Genomic DNA, 18255 nt, shown 5'->3' on the forward strand with positions numbered 1-18255 from the left:
CGCGTTGTCTCTTCCGGCGCCGGGGCGCTGGCATCGTTGGCTATCGGCTCATCATCAGGTTTGGCAGCCACAGGCTGATCTGCGGAAAAGCGATCAGCGCGGCCAGCACGAACAGGTCGACGATGATGAACCAGGTCACGCCCCCGAAAATCTGGTTGAGCGTGACGCGATCACCGAGCGCGGATTTGATGACGAAGACATTCATGCCGACCGGTGGGCTGATCAGCCCGATCGTCATCAATTTGATCACCAGGATGCCGAACCAGGTGAGATCGATACCGTGGCTGCTGAGCACCGGCACCAGAACCGGCATGGTGAGCAGCATGATGGAGATTTCCTCCATGAAAGTGCCCATCAACACCAGGATGATGCAGATGCAGATGACGATTGTCATCGTCTCGTAGCCGTCGAAGAAGCCCATCACCCAGGTCGGGATCGTGGCGAGCGCAACGAAACGGGCAAACAGGGCTGCGCCGAGAACGATCATGAAGATGGCCGAGGTGCCGGAGGCGGTGTCGATAAGCGCGCGCCGCAACATCGGATAGTTGAGCCTGCCGCGGATCGCCGCGATGATGCAGGCTAGGAAAGCGCCGACTGCCCCGGATTCGGTTGCCGTGAAAGCACCGGTGAAAATGCCGCCCATGACGATGAAGGTGATCACCGGCAGCGGCCAGGCATCGCGGATAAGCGCCCATTTTTCAGCACCGGTCGTCGTGTCCACATAGCGCGGCGCGAGATCGGGGTTGAGCACGCAGCGCAGCGTGATCATGATTATGAAGGCTACAGCGGTCAGGATGCCCGGCACCACGCCCGCCATGAAGAGGGTGTTGATGGAACTGTCGACCAGCAGGCAATAGACGATCATCAATACCGAAGGCGGTATGAGCGCCGCGAGCGTGCCGGATGCGGCAACCGAGCCAGTCGCGAGGCCGGGATTGTATTTGCCATCCAGCATTTCTGGGATGGCGATGCGCGAGAAGGCTGCCGATGTGGCAACGCTTGAGCCGCTCGCGGCTCCGAACAGGGCCGACGCAAAGACGGTAGACGAAGCAAGCCCACCTGGAATACGGGCCAGAAAGATACGCGCAGCGCCGAACAGGCCGCGTGTCAGCCCGGCTTCGACCGCAACGAACCCCATGAACAGGAACATCGGAATAGCCGAGAGATTCCAGTCACCGATGAGGTTGAAAGGGATTGCCTTGGAGATGCCGATCGCAGGACCCAGGCCCATCATGGCCCAGATTCCGAAGAAGGCAGTCGTGCCCATGGCAACACCGATCGGCACACGAATGCCGATCAGCGCGAGAATGGCAAAAATGCCGATGAAGCCGATTTCCAGCCGTTCCATCTTGGTCCTCTCAGATCTCGACGGCGGAATGAGCCGCTTTCATGCGCCCGCGCTCACCCATGGCAATGCGCATCAAAAGCACGACAACGACGAGGCCGAAGCCGAAAGGCAGCAGGAACTTCGCGGGCCAGGTGGTGACGCGCCAGATTCCGTCGACCGTTTCGTTGATCCTCCAGGCGTGAACGGCGACGCCCCAGGAGAACCAAGCCAATACGCTGTAGTAGATCGCTGAAACGACGTCGGCCAAGATCAACATGACCTTCTGCGCGCGCTCCGGGACCTTCTCGTAGATCACCTCGACAACGATCGAACCACCCGAAACTTCAACCCATGCCAGCGGCAGGAACACTGCGCCGATCATGTAGTAGGCGGCGACCACTTCGGCGGTGCCGGGCAGGGGGGCGTTGAAAAGATATTTTCCCAGCACATCGACCATGACGTGAAACATCATCAGCAGAACGGCCAGCCCTGCGACCCAAGCCAGCAGCCGGGTCAGCGTTTCGGCGATTTTCACCATGATTTCTTCCCTCCCGTGGCGTGCATCACTGCATCCGGTAGCCGCCATTGATGTCGATCACCGCGCCGGTGATGTAGGCGGCATCCGGGCCGATCAGGAACGATACGGCGCCGGCGACGTCCTCGGGCGTTCCGAGCCGCTGGAGCGGGATATTGCTCGCCACCACGCCATCGTTTTCCGGAGGCAGAGACTGGCGAAGCATCGGCGCATCGATCAGGCCGGGCGCCACGGCATTGACCGTCACGCCCAGTGCCGCCGCTTCGCGCGCGCCGGCCTTGATCAGCCCCAGGATCGCGGTCTTGGACGCGATATAGGCTGCACTGGAACGATACCCGCCAAGTTGTGCGGCGACTGAACTGAAGCCAATGAAACGGCCATTGGCGATTTGACGGCGGGAGGCAGCGCGCAGGAACTCGCGCAACAGCAGGAATGTGCCGGTGGAGTTCACGGACTGGGTGCGTTGCCAGTCGGCAAGAGTGATGTCGACGATCGGTGGCCGCTCGCCATTGTCTGCGAAGAGCAGGATGCCAGCAGCAGCCACGACTTGGTCGATTGGAGTTCCTCGTTCGGCGGCGTCCGCGAAAACGGAGGCCACTTCGGCTTCATTGGCGACATCGAGTGCGATCGCGCGGTGATCGCGGCCTGGAATGCCCGCAATCGTCGCCTGCGCTTTCTGCTCCGAAAGATCGGCAGCGAGCACGGAGTAACCGTCCTGCGCCAGACGCGAGACAATAGCTTTCCCGATGCCACCGGCAGCGCCGGTGACCAGACAGATATTCGACATGCAGAGAGGCTCCTCCCTCTTGGGTGGGCGACAATGAACACATTATTGGCATTTCTGCAAACAAAAATCGTGCAAAATGACAATTTTGGATACATTATGTGCGCGACTGCACGGAGGAACCGCCTTTGACAGATGCCCATACGAGCCCTGAATTCGTCACCGAACGTATCCGTGAAGCGATCCTCAGCGGGGATCTGCGTCCGGGCGAAAAACTGCATCAGGACAAACTCGCGGACATGCTGGGGATCTCCCGCACGCCGCTGCGGACGGCACTGACGGCGCTGACTCAGAGCGGTCTCGTTTCCTACGAAAACAATCGCGGCTTCTATGTCCGCGAGTTCTCATTTTCCGATGTTGCTGGTGCGTTTCAGGTCAGGGCAGAGTTGGAGGCGACAGCCTGCCGCCTGGCTGCCTCCAACATGTCGGAAGCAGCCGAGCAACTTCTGTTCGAGCTCGTCGAAGAAGGAGACCGGCTACTGTCGCCAGGTTCGCTTTCGCCTGAGAATCTCGTGCCCTACCGGCGCATGAATGTCGGCTTCCACACCGCAATCATGGAGCTTGCCGCCAATCCCTGGATAAAGACCTTCGTGGAAAGCCTTCACAATGTGCCGCTCGCTTCGGACCGGGTGATCATGTGGCGTGATTTCTACGTCATCCGCCGATCACACGACGATCATCACCGTATTGCCCGCGCCTTGGCCAAAGGGCAGGGCGAGCGCGCCGCTGCCATCATGCGCGAGCACATCACCTTCGCGCTCGAGCACCTGCATACGCAGTTGGAGGAGTATCCCGAGGATTTCCTCCGCGTCCCGACCGCCGATGCGCTCTCAAGCAAAACCCGTACCCGCAGACGACACCGGAGGCCTGCAGCATGACGATCAGACTTTTTTTCTCTCCCGCTTCTCCTTTCGTACGCAAGGTCATGGTTTGCGCCCATGAGCGGGGCCTAGCCTCCGAAATCGAGAAATTGCCATCGGCCGCCTGGCCGGTGAAGCGGGACGAGAGCATCGTTCGCCACAACGCCTCGGGCAAGGTCCCGTGCGCGCTGCTGGAAGACGACACTCCGGTGTTCGACAGCCGTGTCATTTGCGCCTATGTGGACTCGCTCGCATCAAGCGCGGGCTCACTCTATCCGCAAGACGCGCGTCGCTTCCCTGTGCTTACCTTGGAAGCGTTGGCTGATTCCGTTCTCGATGCAGCGCTTCTGTGCCGTTACGAATCGGTTCTGCGCCCAAAGGAATTCTTCTGGGACGACTGGTATCGCGGTCAGATGGAAAAGATCGACTCGGGTCTCGACGCCTTAGAGGGGCGGTGGTTCTCCGACATATCCGCCGACTTCCATGCTGGCGCGATCGCTGCTGCCTGCGCGCTGGGTTATCTCGACTTCCGTTTTGCCGACAAGGACTGGAGAAGCGCACGCCCGCAACTCGCCCAGTGGTTCAGCAAGGTTTCGGAGCGCTCGTCGATGATGGCGACGTTACCTCATACCTAAACGCATTCGGGGCACGAAGGACCTGCAAGTTAAAGCGGCGCGGCTCAAGCCGCGCCGCTTGCATCGCCGTCGTCAGGCCTGGTCTGATTTCAGGAACGCCAGCACCTCATCAGTGAACTCTTCCGGAAATTCGATGTTGGTAAGGTGCACGGCGGGAAAGCCTTTCAGCCGCGCTCCGGGGATGCCGGCCGCGATGGCCTCGCTCATGGCATAGGACGTCACCGTGTCGAACTTGCCACCAATGACCAGGGTAGGGCTTTGAATGAGGGCGATGGTCCGGCGCAGGTCGGCATCGCGCACCGCCGCAAAGAGACCGGCAAGTCCTTGGCGCGGTGTGTGGAGCAGGTCCTGCCGGAACCTGTGGACGATCGGTCGGTTCGCCTCGATCATCGCCAAGGGAAACCAGTTGTGCAGGAAGCCTTCAGCGGTATCCTTCATGTCTTCGGCCGCGAGAACCTTGCGGATGGCGGTGTCGAAATAGTCGGCAGGTCCGAGGTGGGAGGCGGTGTTGGCAAGCACCAGCCGGTCGATGCGCTCCGGCGCATGGATGGCCAGCCACTGACCGATGAAGCCGCCAAGAGACAGACCCAGGAAATGCGTGCGCTCGATACCGAGATGGTCCATCAGCTCCAGCACGTCGCGGCCAAGCCGGCCATCCGAATAGGCGCCGGCCGGTACATCGGAGCCGCCATGGCCGCGGTAATCGTAGCGGATGACCCGGAAGTGTTTTGACAGTTCGGGAACCTGGTCGTCCCACATGTGAAGGGTGGTGGCGATGGAGTTGGCCAGGACCAGTGCCGGAAGGTCGGCAGGACCATCCGTTCTGTAGGCGATCTTGATGCCGTCGCCGGTCGTGAAGAACGAGAGGCTGGTTGGCTCTTCTTGGCTCGGATTGGCTCGTTGAGCGGAGGTCATGATGGCACCTTTCTTTGCGTCGCCAGCGTGCTGCTGGGCTTTGTCTGGTCGGCACCCTTGCCGGCCTCGATCAGGAATGGTGCGAAGCTAGTACGAAGCAGTTTCGATAAATATTGAAAAGATCAGTATATTTCTGTAATCAATATCTACAATGTATCCGTTCACGCTTCAGGAACTTCAATGCTTTGACGCTGTGGTCCGCGAGGGTGGATTCCAGGGAGCAGCGTTGATAGTAAACCGCTCCCATGCCGCGGTGTTCGCGGCTGTTGCCAAGCTGGAGGACAATCTCGAGGTCGCTCTGCTCGACCGCAGCGGCTATCGCGTAACGCTAACCGATGCCGGCCGCTCGTTTCATCGCAAGGCGCAGTCGCTCATTTCCGAGATGGAAACGCTGAAGCTGCACGCACGACAACTGGCGATGGGAGAAGAAACGCATCTGCGTGTCGTGATCGGCGATACCTGTCCGTTGAATGACGGGCTGGAATTGCTGAGCGGATTTTTCGCAAGCTGTCCGAACACGCGGCTCGATCTGCATTTCGAAACGATCGGTGGGCCGCGGGAACGACTCGTGGACGATGAGGCCGACCTCATCCTGCACTGGGTTGAAAAGACTGACGCCCGGCTGGAGTGGATCGACCTCGGCAAGGTGTCGTTCGTTCCGGTCGTCGCTCCGGATTTTCTGCCGTTTCCGCTCTCAGGCACGATCACCCCGGAGCGAATGCGTGACCTCACCCAGTGCATCATCCGTGATACCGCCCGGACAGTGCAACAGACCAATTATTATGTGGTGGAAGGCGCGCCGCAATGTACCGTGGGCGATCATCTGATGAAGAAGGAGATCATCCTGCGCGGCATGGCCTGGGGGCATCTGCCACGCTTCATGATCGAGGAAGACCTGCGAAGCGGTCGTCTCCTGTCGATCGCCGGAAAGCATTTCCCGGGTGTCGATATCGACCTTGTCGCCGCGCGTCGCCGCGACCGCTCGCACGGACCTGTCGCTACCCGTCTCTGGGAGCATATTCAAACCTGTGCGCCAGATTTTGGCGGCGACATGCGCTGACAATCAAGTCTGAGATGCCGCTCTGGGTGCAAACGCTAACCCTTGTCAGCTTCGAACGCCCCCACTCCCTGCGCAATCAGGTTCGCAGCCATCACCAGCGAGATGATCGCGCCGGAGTTGAAGACGACGATCCACCATTTGCCTCCGGTGAGGAACCCATATCCTTCGGCGATCGCAAGCCCCCAGTCCGCCGACGGTGGCTGGATGCCAAGCCCCAGGAAACTGAGCGTCGCAATGGAAAAGAAGGCGTAGCCGAGCCTCGTGATGAGCTCCACAAGGATTGTCTCGCGCACATTCGGTAGGATTTCGAACAGCATGATGCCGATAGTACTTTCGCCCGCCAGCCGCGCGGCGCTGACATAGTCGCGCTCACGCTCTTGCCTTACCGCGGTTCGCACGGTGCGCGCCACCAGGGGAGCGTAGGCGATGCCGATCACCAGGATGACCGTGAGGTTCGAAGGTCCGAGCGCGACGAGCGTCATGGTGACCAGAACGATGAAGGGAAAGGCCATCAACGCGTCGAGCAGCCTAGCGCCGATGGCATCAACCCAGCCATCGAAATATCCCAGCACCAGGCCGATGAAGCTGCCCGCTGTGACACCGGCCAGCGTGGAAAGCGGCGCGACCAGCAGGATGTCGCGCGAACCGACGACGATGCGGGAGAAAACATCGCGGCCCAGCGAATCCGTTCCGAACCAATGAACGGCATCTGGAGGCGCAAGCATGGCGAGAAAATCTTCGGCATACGGATCGAAAGGCACGAACAGTTGGCCGAAGAGCGCGCACACGCTCCAGAACAACAAGACGGCGCCACCAACCAGGATCGTTGGCGCCGGCAGCGCATCGCGCAACCTGGCCCGGAAGCTCAACCTCAGCATGGCTGTATCGGGAGCCGGAGTGTGGACAAGATCGGTCATGCGGCTGCCCTGCGGCGCAGGCGCGGATCGAGCAGGGTCTGGATCAGATCGCCGATGGTGGCCGACACCACGAAAATGGCTGCGATCACCAACACGCCGGCTTCCAGGGTGGGAAAGTCGCGCGCCTTGGCCGCGGTCAGGACGAGGTTGCCGAGTCCCTGGATGCCGAACAGCGCTTCGATGACGATCAATCCACCGAGCAGGAAGCCGCTCTGCGTTGCAATCACCGCAATCGTGGGCGTCAGCGCATTGCGCAGTACGTGGCGAAAGATGATCTCACGTCGGGTAAGCCCTTTCAGGACTGCCGAGCGCGTGTAGTCGGCATTGGCGGCCTCGATCACGCCGGCGCGGGTCATGCGCGCGATGTAGCCGATGAGATTGAGCACGAGCGGCAGTGCCGGCAGGATCAGATAGTAGCTGCCGATCCAGAAGCCGGAACCCGCCGGGGCAACGCCCGATATCGGAAACCAACTCAACCACAGGCCGAACACGATCAGCAGCAGAAGACCGGAAACGAAGTCCGGCACGACACCTAGGGAAACACCTGAGAGCACGATCCCCCGGTCAACAAGACTTCCGGCCTTCAGGCCGGCAACGATGCCGGCGCTTATGCCAAGGGGGATAAGCAGAACCAGTGACACACCGGCCAGTGCAGCCGAGTTGCGAAGACTTTCCAGAACCAGGGGCGCGACCGGCTGGCGCAACGACAAGGACACACCGAAGTCGCCCTGGATCGCCTTCTCGAACCAGTTCCAATATTGCACGAGCACTGGCTGGTCGGTGCCGAGCTTCTGGTTGAGCGCCGCGACGGCCTCGGCATCCGCAAAGGGACCGAGCATGACGCGCCCGACGTCGCCGGGCAGAACCTGCCCTGCGAAGAAGACCAGCACGCTGACCAGCCACAGCGTCAACAGCAGCGAACCGATGCGCGAAGCGATGGTTCGGCCGAGCGTCATCGGTCGCCCCCGCTCATGCGAAGGAAGCGCGATCGAGCAGAAGATGCGAGATCGCGGTGAAGCGCACGCCCTCGATCTTCGCGCTGGTGATGCGGCTGTACTGCGAGAAATAGCTGATGATCAGCGGTGTTTCGTCCAGCAGCAGGTTCTGGATCTTGCCGGCAACCAGCCTTTGCGCCTGGAGGTCGCGTGCCTTGCTGTAGTCAAGCAGCAGCCCGTCATAGGTCGGGTTGTTGAAATGCGCGGCATTCCAGGTGCCGCTGCTCTTGAGCGTCGCATTCAGGAAGATGTCGGGTGTGCCGCGATGGCCGAAATCGGTAATGCCGAGCACCGAATCCAGCCAGGGTGAACTGCCGAAGGTGGCCGACCCGTAATAGGCGTCCTGCGGCAGCACGTTGAGCTTGATGTTGATGCCGGCCTTCTTGGCGAAGTTCTGGATCAGCACGGCATAGTCAGGAATGTCATAGGCGCGCTCGGTGGTCAGCGTGACGTCGAAGCCGTTGGCGAGGCCAGCCTCCCCAAGCAGGCGCTTCGCCTCGGCGAGATCCTGCTTGCGCTGCGGAACCGACGGATCCGATGACGGGAAGATCGGTGCGAAAGGCGTATCGTTGCCGACGATCGCCCTGCCTTTGAGCAGACCTTTCACCACGGCTTCACGATCGATCGTCAGCGCAAGCGCGCGGCGCACGCGTTTGTCGGTGAACGGCGCCTGGTCGGTGCGCAGATGCACCTCGTCATGCGAGCTTGCCTGCACGCTGATGATCCGGAAGGCTGGGTTGCCCTCGATCGCCAGGGAAGATCGGGTGGTTTCGGGGATCACGTCCAACTGGCCGGCCTGCAGCGCCAGCAGTTGCGCCTGCGAGTCGTCGAAGAATTTGATTTCGACCTTGTCGGGCAGGGCCTGCTCGCCCCAGTAGTCAGGGTTGCGTACGAAGGTCGCGCCCTGCTTGGGGCGGAAGGATTCCAGCTTGAACGGTCCGGTGCCGATGAAGGTCTTTTCGAAGTCGCCGTTGTAGTCCGCGGGCAGGATGATGGCGTTGACGACGTCGGACGAGACATAGAAGGGAAAGTTGCTGTTGGGTGCATCGAGTTCGAAGGCAACCGTCTGCTCATCGACCTGCCGGATACCACCCTTGGAGAGGATGCCTTTATAGGCTGAGAGCGCGGATGATCCGCTCTTGGGGTCGACCAGCCGTTCGAAGGAAGCAACGACATCCTTCGCCGTGACCGCTCGACCATCGTTGAATTTGACGCCTTGCCTCAACTTGAAGGTCCAGCGCTGGGCGGTTTCATCGGCCTCCCATGAAACGGCGAGGCGCGGCAGCAGCCCGTCCTTCGGGTCGTCCAGCAGCAGATATTCCCCAACCTGGCTGATCAGCGCGATGCTGGCCGGGTCCGTCACCAGGATGGGATCGATCGCGGCGGTCGGCTGGTCGAGGCCGACGCGAACCGTGCCGCCCGGCTTGCCAGCGGCGCGCGCCGGGCTAGAGAAGCCGAGCCCTTGCGATGTTGCAAACCCGGTCAGGCCGATCAGCATGGCGTATTTGAGCAGGTCGCGGCGTTTGAGGAATCCGGCGGCATGTTCGTCGACGGCGACATTCCAGAGGACGCCGGACAGGCCGCGCAAGGCATCGATATCAGAACGTTTGGTCATGGCTTTTCCGATGAATGGAGGAAGTGGCGGGAACGGTTAGGAGACGATTTCACCGTCGAGTTCGATGCGATCCACGGCTTGCGGATAGAAGGCGATCAGCCCCTTGATCTTCGGGACCTCCTCGATCGGATCGCGATAGCTCCAGGCGATATCCTTGGCGATCGAACCGTCCTTCAGCCGTCCCGACCAATAGGAAGCGATGCCCTTGTAGGGACAGCGTGTGTTGCTGTCTGAGGCGATCAGGCGGTCGAGCCGCACATCGTCCGGATGGAAATAATAGCGGGTCGGCAGATGGGTCTCGAACAACAGCACCGGGCGCTGGCTGTCCGCGATCAGCTCACCATCGAACCAGACCCGAACGTGGCTTGAGCTGTGCAGGACATCGATGCGGGCGTAAGGGTCGCGCGCATGGACGAAGACTTCTTCTTCCTCTTCGAGCCATTGGTCGACAGCATTCCAGACGAACGCGATGCGCCCGGCAAGCGGGTGCAGTTCCTCATCCGGTGGCGACACGAAGGTCCAGGCGGCATTCGCCACCCTTCGGTCGCCGGCATCCAAATCCCAATATTGACGCTCACCGCCGACGTCATGCGGGTCGCGATGTCCCGAGGGCTTGAGCACGGATGGCGGCACCGAGTCAGCCGGGAAGAAGTAGATCGGCAGAAAATGGTTCGAACGCAGCACGAGCACGTCGCGGCTGTCGGCGATGGTCTGACCGTCGAAACGCACGCGAATGCGCTTCGGGCTGGAGAGCACGTTGATCAGCCGAGGCGTGGTGGCTTCGCGCGGCTGCAGCTTCGTGTTGGTGACGGGCGCATTCATGGCTTCATCTTTCCTGGACGTCGGTCACGACACGGCGCGCGCATTGTCGCGCTGCTCTGCGAACCGGTTGGCTGGGCGGGCAAGGCCGAGACGGTCGCGCAATGTGCCCGGTTCGTATTCGGTCCGGAAAAGGCCACGGCGTTGCAGCTCCGGCACCACCTTCTGGGCAAAGGCGTGCCAGTCTTCCGGCAGCAGCGGGAACATCAGGTTGAAGCCGTCGGCGGCTCCGGCAACGAACCAGTCTTCCAACTGGTCGGCGATCTCAACCGGCGTTCCGGCGACCGTCGGGACTGAGCCGCTGTTGGAAAGGCGGCGCGCCACTTCGCGCAAAGTGAGGTTCTGCTTGGCCCATTCCCGCACGCGGTTGAGCGAGGTGTGACCACCGTTGAATGTGCTTTCGTCCGGCAGCGGCGGCACCGGGCCGTCCGGCGGATAGGCGGAGAGGTCGAGCCCGCTCCAGCTCGACAGAAGGTCGATGCCGACCTGATCGGGAAGCAGGGTCTGCAGATAGTCCTGACGCTCGAGCGCCTCGTCCTTCGAGCCTGCAACGATCGGTAGGATGCCCGGCAGGATCTTGAAGCTCTCGGGCCGCCTGCCGTGGCGGGCGAGACGTTCGTTGATATCCTTGCGGTAGCGGACACCATCTTCCTTGGTGCTGAAGATCGCGAAATGCGCGTCGGCGTGGGCGGTCGCGAAATTCTTGCCGTCTTCCGAGGAGCCGGCCTGCACGATCAGCGGATGGCCCTGCGGTGGCCGCGAGACGTTGAGCGGGCCACGCACCCTGAAGTGCGGTCCTTTGTGATTGATGGCGTGGACCCTGGCCGGATCGGCGAAATAACCGGTCTCCTTGTCGATCAGCAGCGCCTCGTCTTCCCAGCTGTCCCACAGCGCCTTGACGATATCGAGGTACTCAGCGGCCCTTTCATAACGCAGCGCATGGTCGATGTTGCCGTCCCGCCCGAAGTTCCTGGCTTCTTCCTCCATGGCGGAAGTCACGACATTCCAGGAGGCGCGCCCCTTGCTGATGTGATCGAGCGAGGCAAAGAAGCGCGCCACATTGTAGGGCTCGCTGTAGGAGCTCGATGCCGTTGTGATCAGGCCGATGTGCCTGGTCACACCGGTGAGTGCGGCCAGAAGCGTCAGCGGTTCCAGCCGGGCATTGGCGTAGTGGGCGACGCCGCTGTTGACTGAGTCCCAGATCGATACGTGATCGGCGACGAAGATCGTATCGATCTTGGCGCGTTCGGCTGCCTGAACGAGTTCGCGATAATAGTCGAAGTCGAGGATCTCGCGGCCAGGCGCGCGCGGATGTCGCCAGGACATGCGGTGGTCGCCCTGCGGGTTGAAGAAGAATGCGCTGAGGATGATATGACCACGCGCCATGGCTGGTTCCTTCCCATTTGCAGTCAAAAACTTTCGCCGCATCGATGAAGTTGGCGGCCGGAAAATCTCCAAACTGGCAAAAGGTTAGATTGCGTGCATATTCAATACGAGTAATTTTATAGACATTATGGATCTCACATCCGGAAGCCGTTGCCCCGGACGGCAAAGCGAGAAGAATGTGGTTCCGAAAGAGACGCCATCGCCATCCGTTCTGAACATCGAACGCCTCTCGGTCAGCTATCGGTCTGGCGGCTCGCTGCAGCGAGCCGTCAGCAACGTCTCGCTGAGTATCCAGCCCGGCGAAGCCTTGGGACTGGTTGGTGAGTCTGGTTCGGGCAAGAGTTCGGTAGCGCTGGCGGCCTTGCGCTATCTGCCGAAACACACGCAGGTGGAAGCGTCCGCGCTGCAATTCCTGGGGCGCGATCTGCGAACGCTTTCAGCCGAGGAACTGCGCCGGTTGCGGGGAGACCGTATCGCGGCCGTCTACCAGCACCCGGGTTCGGCACTCAATCCCAGCCTCACGATCGGCAGGCAGATCACCGAAACGATCGTGCGACATCGTCATGCCAGCCGGGGGGACGCAGCCTTGCAGGCGACAGACCTTTTACGCCGCGTGCGTGTCGCCGATCCGGAACGTGTGCTTCGACTCTACCCGCATGAATTGTCGGGGGGCATGCAGCAGCGCGCCAACATCGCCATTGCCATTGCACTGGACCCGGCGCTGCTGATCCTGGATGAGCCGACCACCGCGCTCGACGCCAGCGTGCAATCCGAGATCATTGCAATCCTCGACGACCTTCGCCGGAGCCACCAGACCAGCATCCTTCTGATCAGCCATGACATCGATCTGGTCAAACGCTGCTGCGAGCGCGTGGCGGTGATGCAATCGGGCGCCATCGTCGAAGACGGCAGGGCCAGAACGCTTTTCGACGATCCGAGACACCCCTACACGAATATGCTGGTTCGCAGCATTCCAACGCCGGCTTATACCAAGCGTGCCGGTCGTCTTGCTGAAGCCGGACCGTCTTCCATCGGTGGCTTCAAACGCGTTGAAGTATCTTCGGGTTCGAAGATCTCGAGCAACGGCCGCCAGCCTGGGGCGGTGCTCGTCTGCAGAGATATTCGGCAATCGTTCGGAGATCAGACGGTCTTGCACGGGGTCGACCTGCAGATCGCTGCCGGTGAGACATATGGCCTGATCGGTGAATCCGGCTCCGGAAAGTCGACGCTGGCAAAGATTGTCGCCGGCTTGCAGGCTCCTGTCGGAGGCACCGTCGAACTCTCTGGGCAGGTGGCCGCAACGCGCGTGGAACGGCGCAGGCCCGACCAGCGCCGCGACCTGCAGATGGTTTTTCAGTCGCCTGATCGCACTTTGAATCCCCGGCAGCGGATCAGCACCATCCTTGGCCGCGCGTTGCGACGGCTGGCAGACCTGCCACGATCAGCGAAGGCGCAGAGAATACCTGAACTGCTTCGATCGGTGCGGCTTTCGCCCCAACTCGCCGAACGCAAACCCGGCGCGCTTTCCGGTGGTCAGCGCCAGCGCGCGGCGATCGCACGCGCTTTCTCGGGCACGCCGAAGCTCGTCGTCCTGGATGAACCGACCTCGGCTCTCGACGTTTCGGTGCAGGCGACCGTTCTCAACCTGCTCAACGACCTGCAGCAACGCGACGAGACGGCCTATCTGTTCATAAGTCACGATCTCAGGGTCGTGCGTTACATGGCCGACAGGATCGGCGTGCTCTATCGCGGTCATCTTGTCGAAGAAGGTTCGTCCGATCAGATTTTCGCGGGCCCCAACCATCCATACACGGAGATGCTGCTCGCAGCCTCGTCAGGCGATACCGATCTTGCAAAGCCCACATCCTTTGCGTCGGAAATCGAAACCCAGCCTAGCCGAGGCTGCGCCTTCGCCGGCCGGTGTCCACAGGCGCAACCGGTCTGCGCGGAGGCGGAGCCGCCGTGCAGACCGGTCGCGGGAGGACATACAATCCGCTGTTGGCAGCGGGGATCGCCATGACTCTCTTGTGTTTCAGCGATCTCGCCAAGCAGTCAAGTCTGGAACAGGGCCGCGGCCGGTTCGCTGACCATGCTGTGGGTTGACAGCTCGATGGAGGAACTGCTCTCCAAAACTGCTTCCTGGAAATGCTCGATTTCCCACGCCCTGAGTGGCGACAGAGGACCCTCTACTTCCAGTTTGCCACTCTTCCACCCATCTCCGCGACAGCTTTTGACAACAGCTCATCCAGGCGAAGCAGCGTCATGTGATCGTTCGCCGGAGATGTTTGGAGGAGGTGGCCGATCTTGCCGTGCAGCCTGTCCGCCTCGGACATGAACGCTTCGATTGGCCGGCGAGGTGCCGGTGGCGGTATTCTGATTTCTGTCGTGATAGCGACTTGTCGCATTGGGAGTTTCCGATTGCTGCACCCTCAGGTGCCTGTTGGTAGCTTTTGGTTGTCTTTTCCGGACAAGCTATTTTCGCGAACTGTCCCGGCCGATGATGAGATCCTCGATGCGGATCGGGAATCGCCGCACGCGAACGCCCGTGGCGTGCCAGACCGCGTTGGCCACGGCGCCTACGGTGCCGGTGATGCCGATCTCTCCGACGCCTTTGATGCCGAGCGGATTGACGTACGGGTCATTCTCCTCGATCAGGATCGCATCCAGCGAAGGCACGTCCGCGTTGACCGGTACATGATACTCGGCAAGGTCGGCATTCATGATCCTGCCGGTCCTGTGGTCGGTTATTGCTTCCTCGTGCAGCGCGAAGGATGCCCCCCAGATCATGCCGCCGAAATACTGGCTGCGCACGAGTCGAGGATTGATCACGCGGCCTGCCGCGAAAGCGCCGACCAGGCGCGTCGCACGGATCTGTCCGAGATCGGGGTCGACCTTCACCTCGGCGAAGACGGCGCCATGCGAGAACATCGCATGCGCCGCCGCAGCTTCCTGATCGCGTGCCGCCTTGGCTGTCCCAATCACCTCGGCCTGACCGGCGCGGGCAAGGATCTCGACGTAGCTTTCGCTGCGACTGTCATCATCAAGCCTGTGAAGCCGGCCGGACCGGGCCACCACACCGATATTGCCGGCGCCGAACAGCGGAGACGCGGGATTGGCGGTGGCGAGTGCCGCGAGCTTGGCGATCGCGTCCTCGCCCGCGTTGTTCAGCGCCAGACCGGCACTTGCCGTGTGGCCGGAACCGCCGGCGATACCGCCGTCGGGCAGGCTTGAAACGCCGGAGTGGAACTCGACCTGGTCGGGATCGAGGCCAAGTGCTTCCGCCGCGATTTGGGCGAGCGCTGTCCAGGCGCCTTGTCCCATGTCGGCACCTGACGTTTCCACCAGCGCCGTGCCGTCGGCTCGCAAGGTGGCGCGTGCTTCCGCCGGGAAGTGCGGGCAGTGGAAGACGGCTGTGCCCATGCCCCAGCCGACGAGGAAGCCGTTCTCGTCACGCATTTGCCGCGGTTCGAGCGGCCGGCCGGCCCAGCCGAAACGTTTGGCGCCTTCAGAATAGCATTCCCGGAGTGCCTTGGACGAGAAAGGCCTGCCGGTACCGGGCTCGGTTTCGGCATAGTTGGCCAGCCTGAATTCAAGCGGATCCATGCCGCAGGCGACAGCAGCCTCGTCCATCGCGACTTCGAGTGTCGCCGACCCGGACGCCTCGCCGGGCGCACGCATCGGCCCTGGTGTGCCGGTGTCGAGCCTGAGGCCTTCATGCTCCACAAGGATGGCAGGGCTTTCGTAGAGTGGCAGCGAGGCATTTGCCGCGGCCTCGAGAAATTCGTCGAAGCTGGAGGTGGCGCAAACGGCATGATGGTGGAGGGCGGTAAGGCGTCCTTCGCTGTCCGTGCCGATGCGCAGCTTCTGCCAGGTGCGGCCGCGATGCCCGACCGGGCCGTACATCTGCGCCCGGGTCAGTGCCAGCTTCACCGGTCGCTTGAGCATGCGTGCGGCAAGGATGGCCAATATCTGCGGCCCATTGAGGATGGCCTTCGAGCCGAAACCTCCACCCAGGAAGGGCGAGCGGATCAGCACGTTCTCGACCGGGATCCCGAAATAGGCGGCATAGGATGCGCAGCTGAGCGCCATGGCCTGGTTGGGCATGTCGAGGGTAACCCGGTCGCCATCCCATTCTGCCACCACCGCATGAGGTTCCATCGCGTTGTGATACTGCGCGGGCGTTGCATAGTCCGCCTCGATCACGTGAGTGGCGGCAGCCAGCCCCGCCGCAATATCGCCATGGGCCGTGCGTGCCGGCATGCCGATGCTGACGGAAGCGGTGTCGAAACGGTCGCCATTCGAGAGATTCGTGCGGGCATCGGCGACTTCATATTGCGGGTTGAGGAGGGCTGCTCCTTCCGTTGCCGCTTCCAGCGTCTCGGCGACGACGAGCGCGATTGGCTGGCCGACATAGCGCACGCCGTCATTCTGCAGTACCTCCACACGGAAGCCGAAGGGCATCATCTTCTCTTCCGGATCATGCGCCAGCGGTGGCCGATTGGCCGGAGTGAGGATCTCGACGACGCCGGGATGCGCCTTGGCAGTGGCAACGTCCAGTGCCGTGACGCGCCCGCGTGCGATGCGGCTGACGGCGGTCACGGCATAAAGCATGCCTTCCGGATGGTTGTCGGCGGCATAGGTTGCGCGGCCGGTCACTTTGAGCACGCCATCGCGGCGCGTCAGCGGCTGGCCGGCATTCGATCCGTGGCGGCGGGGTTGGGTGGTTCGTGAAGCGATCTCAGGCGACATGGCTTGCTCCAGCTGTTGTGGAGAAGGGCGAGGCCGGCAGCGCGGGCATGACCTCGGGCGTTCCCTTCAGTGCGAGGCTCAAGGCGCGCACGATGATGCGGCGCGCCAGCTCGATCTTGAAGGCGTTGTTGCCGGACGGAAGTGCATCGGCGAGCGCCAGTTCGGCGGCCTTTGTGAAGGCTTCGGGTGATGCAGGCATCTCCACCAGAGCGGCTTCGGCTCCTCGTGCTCGCCAAGGTTTGGCGGCAACGCCGCCGAGCGCGATGCGTGCCTTGCGGATCAGGCCACCTTCGAGCTCCAGCGCTGCCGCAGCCGAAACCACGGCAAAGGCGTAAGAGGTGCGTTCACGCAGTTTCAGATAGCGGGTATTGCCTGAAAAGCTCGCGGCTTCCGACGGCAGCCTGAGCGCAACGATGAGTTCGCCTGGCGCCAGCGCGGTTTCCCGTTCCGGCGTCGCGCCCGGCAGGACATGCAGCAAGTCCACCGGAATGTCGCGGGCGCCGTGTGGGCCTTCGACTTCGGCCACCGCATCCAGTGCCACCAGTGGCACGCAAAAGTCGGAAGGATGGGTGGCAATGCAGTGCTTACTCCAGCCGAGCACGGCGTGGAGGCGGTTTTCACCATCGCGGGCATCGCAGCCCGATCCGGCCACCCGCCGGTTGCAGGCGCTGGCCAGGTCATGGAAATAGGCGCAGCGTGTGCGCTGCATAAGGTTGCCGCCGACAGTCGCGGCATTGCGCAATTGCGCCGAAGCGCCCGAAAGCAGGGCTTCGGCCACGGCCGGGAAGGTCCGTGCGAAGCGCGCGTCATAAGCAAGATCGGAATTGCGGACCATCGCGCCGATCCGAACGCTGCCATCCGCCAGCCATTCGATACGATCGAGGCCCGGCAGTCGCGTGATGTCGATGACGCGCTCGGGCCGCATGGTGCCCACTTTCATCAGGTCGAGCAGGTTGGTGCCGGCGGCGAGATAGGCCGACCCAGGAACGGCTGCGGCAGCGACCGCCTCGGGCACGCTGGCTGGGCGTATATAGTCGAAACGGTTCATGCTGCGTCCCTCCGGTTGCCCTCGGTCACCACTTTCTGAGCTTCCAGGATCGCTTCGGTGATGCCCTGGTATGCGCCACAGCGGCAGATGTTGCCGCTCATCAGTTCGCGGATGCGTTCCGGATCGCCTTGCGCATGGCCTTCCTTGATGAGGCCGACTGCGCTCATGATCTGCCCGGGCGTGCAGTAGCCGCATTGAAAACCGTCATGCTCGATGAAGGCAGCCTGGACCGGGTGCAGTGTTTCGCCTTCGGCGAGCCCTTCGATTGTGGTGACGTCGGCTCCGTCGAGACTTGCAGCCAACGCCAGGCATGAATTGATGCGTCGCCCATCGACAAGCACGGTGCAGGCCCCGCATTGGCCGCGGTCGCAGCCTTTCTTGGTGCCTGGCAGTCCGAGCCTCTCGCGCAAAAGGTCGAGCAGCGTCACACGCGGGTCGTCGAGCACAACCGTGCGCGCTTGACCATTGATGGTGAGGCTGATGGAGAGTGACATCGCGGTACTCCATTCAGTGATCGTGATATATGGAAGCCGCTGTCCAGCGGCGAAGGATGCGGGCGCCCGGAAAGATCTGGTGCGAAACGGTCCGTTGACCCTGACCGAGATTGCCT

The 18255-nt window shown here is 62.0% G+C and carries 16 protein-coding genes; 4 read left to right on the forward strand and 12 right to left on the reverse strand.

Translation table 11 applies throughout. From position 1 onward, the window contains the following. Positions 1-40 precede the first annotated feature (40 nt). The 3 genes from ACFWXH_RS01160 to ACFWXH_RS01170 are packed head-to-tail and all read right to left on the reverse strand — an operon-like array spanning position 41 to position 2649. Entirely contained in the window at positions 41-1348 is a 1308-nt protein-coding gene (locus ACFWXH_RS01160) for a TRAP transporter large permease (protein WP_379116788.1), read from the reverse strand. 10 nt (positions 1349-1358) lie between these two features. Beyond that, a complete protein-coding gene (locus ACFWXH_RS01165; protein ID WP_379116790.1) occupies positions 1359-1865 on the reverse strand; it encodes a TRAP transporter small permease subunit in 507 nt (168 codons plus the stop codon). 25 nt (positions 1866-1890) lie between these two features. After that, on the reverse strand, positions 1891-2649 hold the full coding sequence (locus ACFWXH_RS01170; RefSeq protein ID WP_379116792.1) for an SDR family NAD(P)-dependent oxidoreductase: 759 nt from the start codon (positions 2647-2649) through the stop codon (positions 1891-1893). Positions 2650-2747: 98 nt separating this feature from the next. Between ACFWXH_RS01170 and ACFWXH_RS01175 the strand changes: the two genes are divergently transcribed. Both ACFWXH_RS01175 and ACFWXH_RS01180 read left to right on the forward strand, forming a co-directional pair. Further along, entirely contained in the window at positions 2748-3524 is a 777-nt protein-coding gene (locus ACFWXH_RS01175; RefSeq protein WP_379116794.1) for a GntR family transcriptional regulator, read from the forward strand. Beyond that, a complete protein-coding gene (locus ACFWXH_RS01180) occupies positions 3521-4141 on the forward strand; it encodes a glutathione S-transferase (RefSeq protein ID WP_379116797.1) in 621 nt (206 codons plus the stop codon). The genes ACFWXH_RS01175 and ACFWXH_RS01180 overlap by 4 nt, the downstream gene beginning before the upstream one ends. A gap of 72 nt (positions 4142-4213) precedes the next feature. Here the strand turns inward: ACFWXH_RS01180 and ACFWXH_RS01185 are convergent, their stop codons facing one another. Next, a complete protein-coding gene (locus ACFWXH_RS01185; RefSeq protein WP_379116799.1) occupies positions 4214-5056 on the reverse strand; it encodes an alpha/beta fold hydrolase in 843 nt (280 codons plus the stop codon). Between the two features lie 151 nt (positions 5057-5207). Between ACFWXH_RS01185 and ACFWXH_RS01190 the strand changes: the two genes are divergently transcribed. Beyond that, positions 5208-6116: a LysR family transcriptional regulator gene (locus ACFWXH_RS01190; RefSeq protein ID WP_379116801.1), complete on the forward strand. Its 909-nt coding sequence runs from the start codon at positions 5208-5210 to the stop codon at positions 6114-6116. 35 nt (positions 6117-6151) lie between these two features. On the opposite strand, the gene ACFWXH_RS01195 is transcribed toward ACFWXH_RS01190, so the two are convergent. The 5 genes from ACFWXH_RS01195 to ACFWXH_RS01215 are packed head-to-tail and all read right to left on the reverse strand — an operon-like array spanning position 6152 to position 11848. Then, positions 6152-7033: an ABC transporter permease gene (locus ACFWXH_RS01195; RefSeq protein WP_379116803.1), complete on the reverse strand. Its 882-nt coding sequence runs from the start codon at positions 7031-7033 to the stop codon at positions 6152-6154. Next, positions 7030-7989 carry an ABC transporter permease gene (locus ACFWXH_RS01200; RefSeq protein WP_379116805.1) on the reverse strand — a complete coding sequence of 320 codons (960 nt, stop codon included), beginning with the start codon at positions 7987-7989 and terminating at the stop codon, positions 7030-7032. Before ACFWXH_RS01200 ends, ACFWXH_RS01195 begins: the two co-directional genes overlap by 4 nt. Positions 7990-8002: 13 nt before the next feature. Beyond that, positions 8003-9643 carry an ABC transporter substrate-binding protein gene (locus ACFWXH_RS01205; protein WP_379116807.1) on the reverse strand — a complete coding sequence of 547 codons (1641 nt, stop codon included), beginning with the start codon at positions 9641-9643 and terminating at the stop codon, positions 8003-8005. Between the two features lie 36 nt (positions 9644-9679). Further along, entirely contained in the window at positions 9680-10465 is a 786-nt protein-coding gene (locus tag ACFWXH_RS01210) for a DUF427 domain-containing protein (RefSeq protein WP_379116809.1), read from the reverse strand. A 24-nt stretch (positions 10466-10489) separates the two neighbouring features. After that, on the reverse strand, positions 10490-11848 hold the full coding sequence (locus ACFWXH_RS01215; protein WP_379116812.1) for an LLM class flavin-dependent oxidoreductase: 1359 nt from the start codon (positions 11846-11848) through the stop codon (positions 10490-10492). Positions 11849-12026: 178 nt separating this feature from the next. On the opposite strand from ACFWXH_RS01215, the gene ACFWXH_RS01220 reads away from it, so the two are divergent. Beyond that, positions 12027-13868: a dipeptide ABC transporter ATP-binding protein gene (locus tag ACFWXH_RS01220; protein WP_379116814.1), complete on the forward strand. Its 1842-nt coding sequence runs from the start codon at positions 12027-12029 to the stop codon at positions 13866-13868. Positions 13869-14320: 452 nt separating this feature from the next. Here the strand turns inward: ACFWXH_RS01220 and ACFWXH_RS01225 are convergent, their stop codons facing one another. The 3 genes from ACFWXH_RS01225 to ACFWXH_RS01235 are packed head-to-tail and all read right to left on the reverse strand — an operon-like array spanning position 14321 to position 18139. After that, positions 14321-16597: a xanthine dehydrogenase family protein molybdopterin-binding subunit gene (locus ACFWXH_RS01225; protein WP_379116816.1), complete on the reverse strand. Its 2277-nt coding sequence runs from the start codon at positions 16595-16597 to the stop codon at positions 14321-14323. Further along, the gene (locus tag ACFWXH_RS01230) at positions 16587-17645 is read right to left on the reverse strand and encodes an FAD binding domain-containing protein (protein ID WP_379116818.1); all 1059 of its coding nucleotides are present in this window, start codon (positions 17643-17645) and stop codon (positions 16587-16589) included. Before ACFWXH_RS01230 ends, ACFWXH_RS01225 begins: the two co-directional genes overlap by 11 nt. Beyond that, positions 17642-18139, reverse strand: a complete 498-nt coding sequence (locus ACFWXH_RS01235) for a (2Fe-2S)-binding protein (protein ID WP_379116820.1) — start codon at positions 18137-18139, stop codon at positions 17642-17644. The genes ACFWXH_RS01230 and ACFWXH_RS01235 overlap by 4 nt, the downstream gene beginning before the upstream one ends. Positions 18140-18255: the final 116 nt, after the last annotated feature.

Source organism: Mesorhizobium sp. NPDC059054 (assembly GCF_042739215.1).
In the GTDB taxonomy this organism is placed as follows: Bacteria; Pseudomonadota; Alphaproteobacteria; order Rhizobiales; family Rhizobiaceae; genus Mesorhizobium.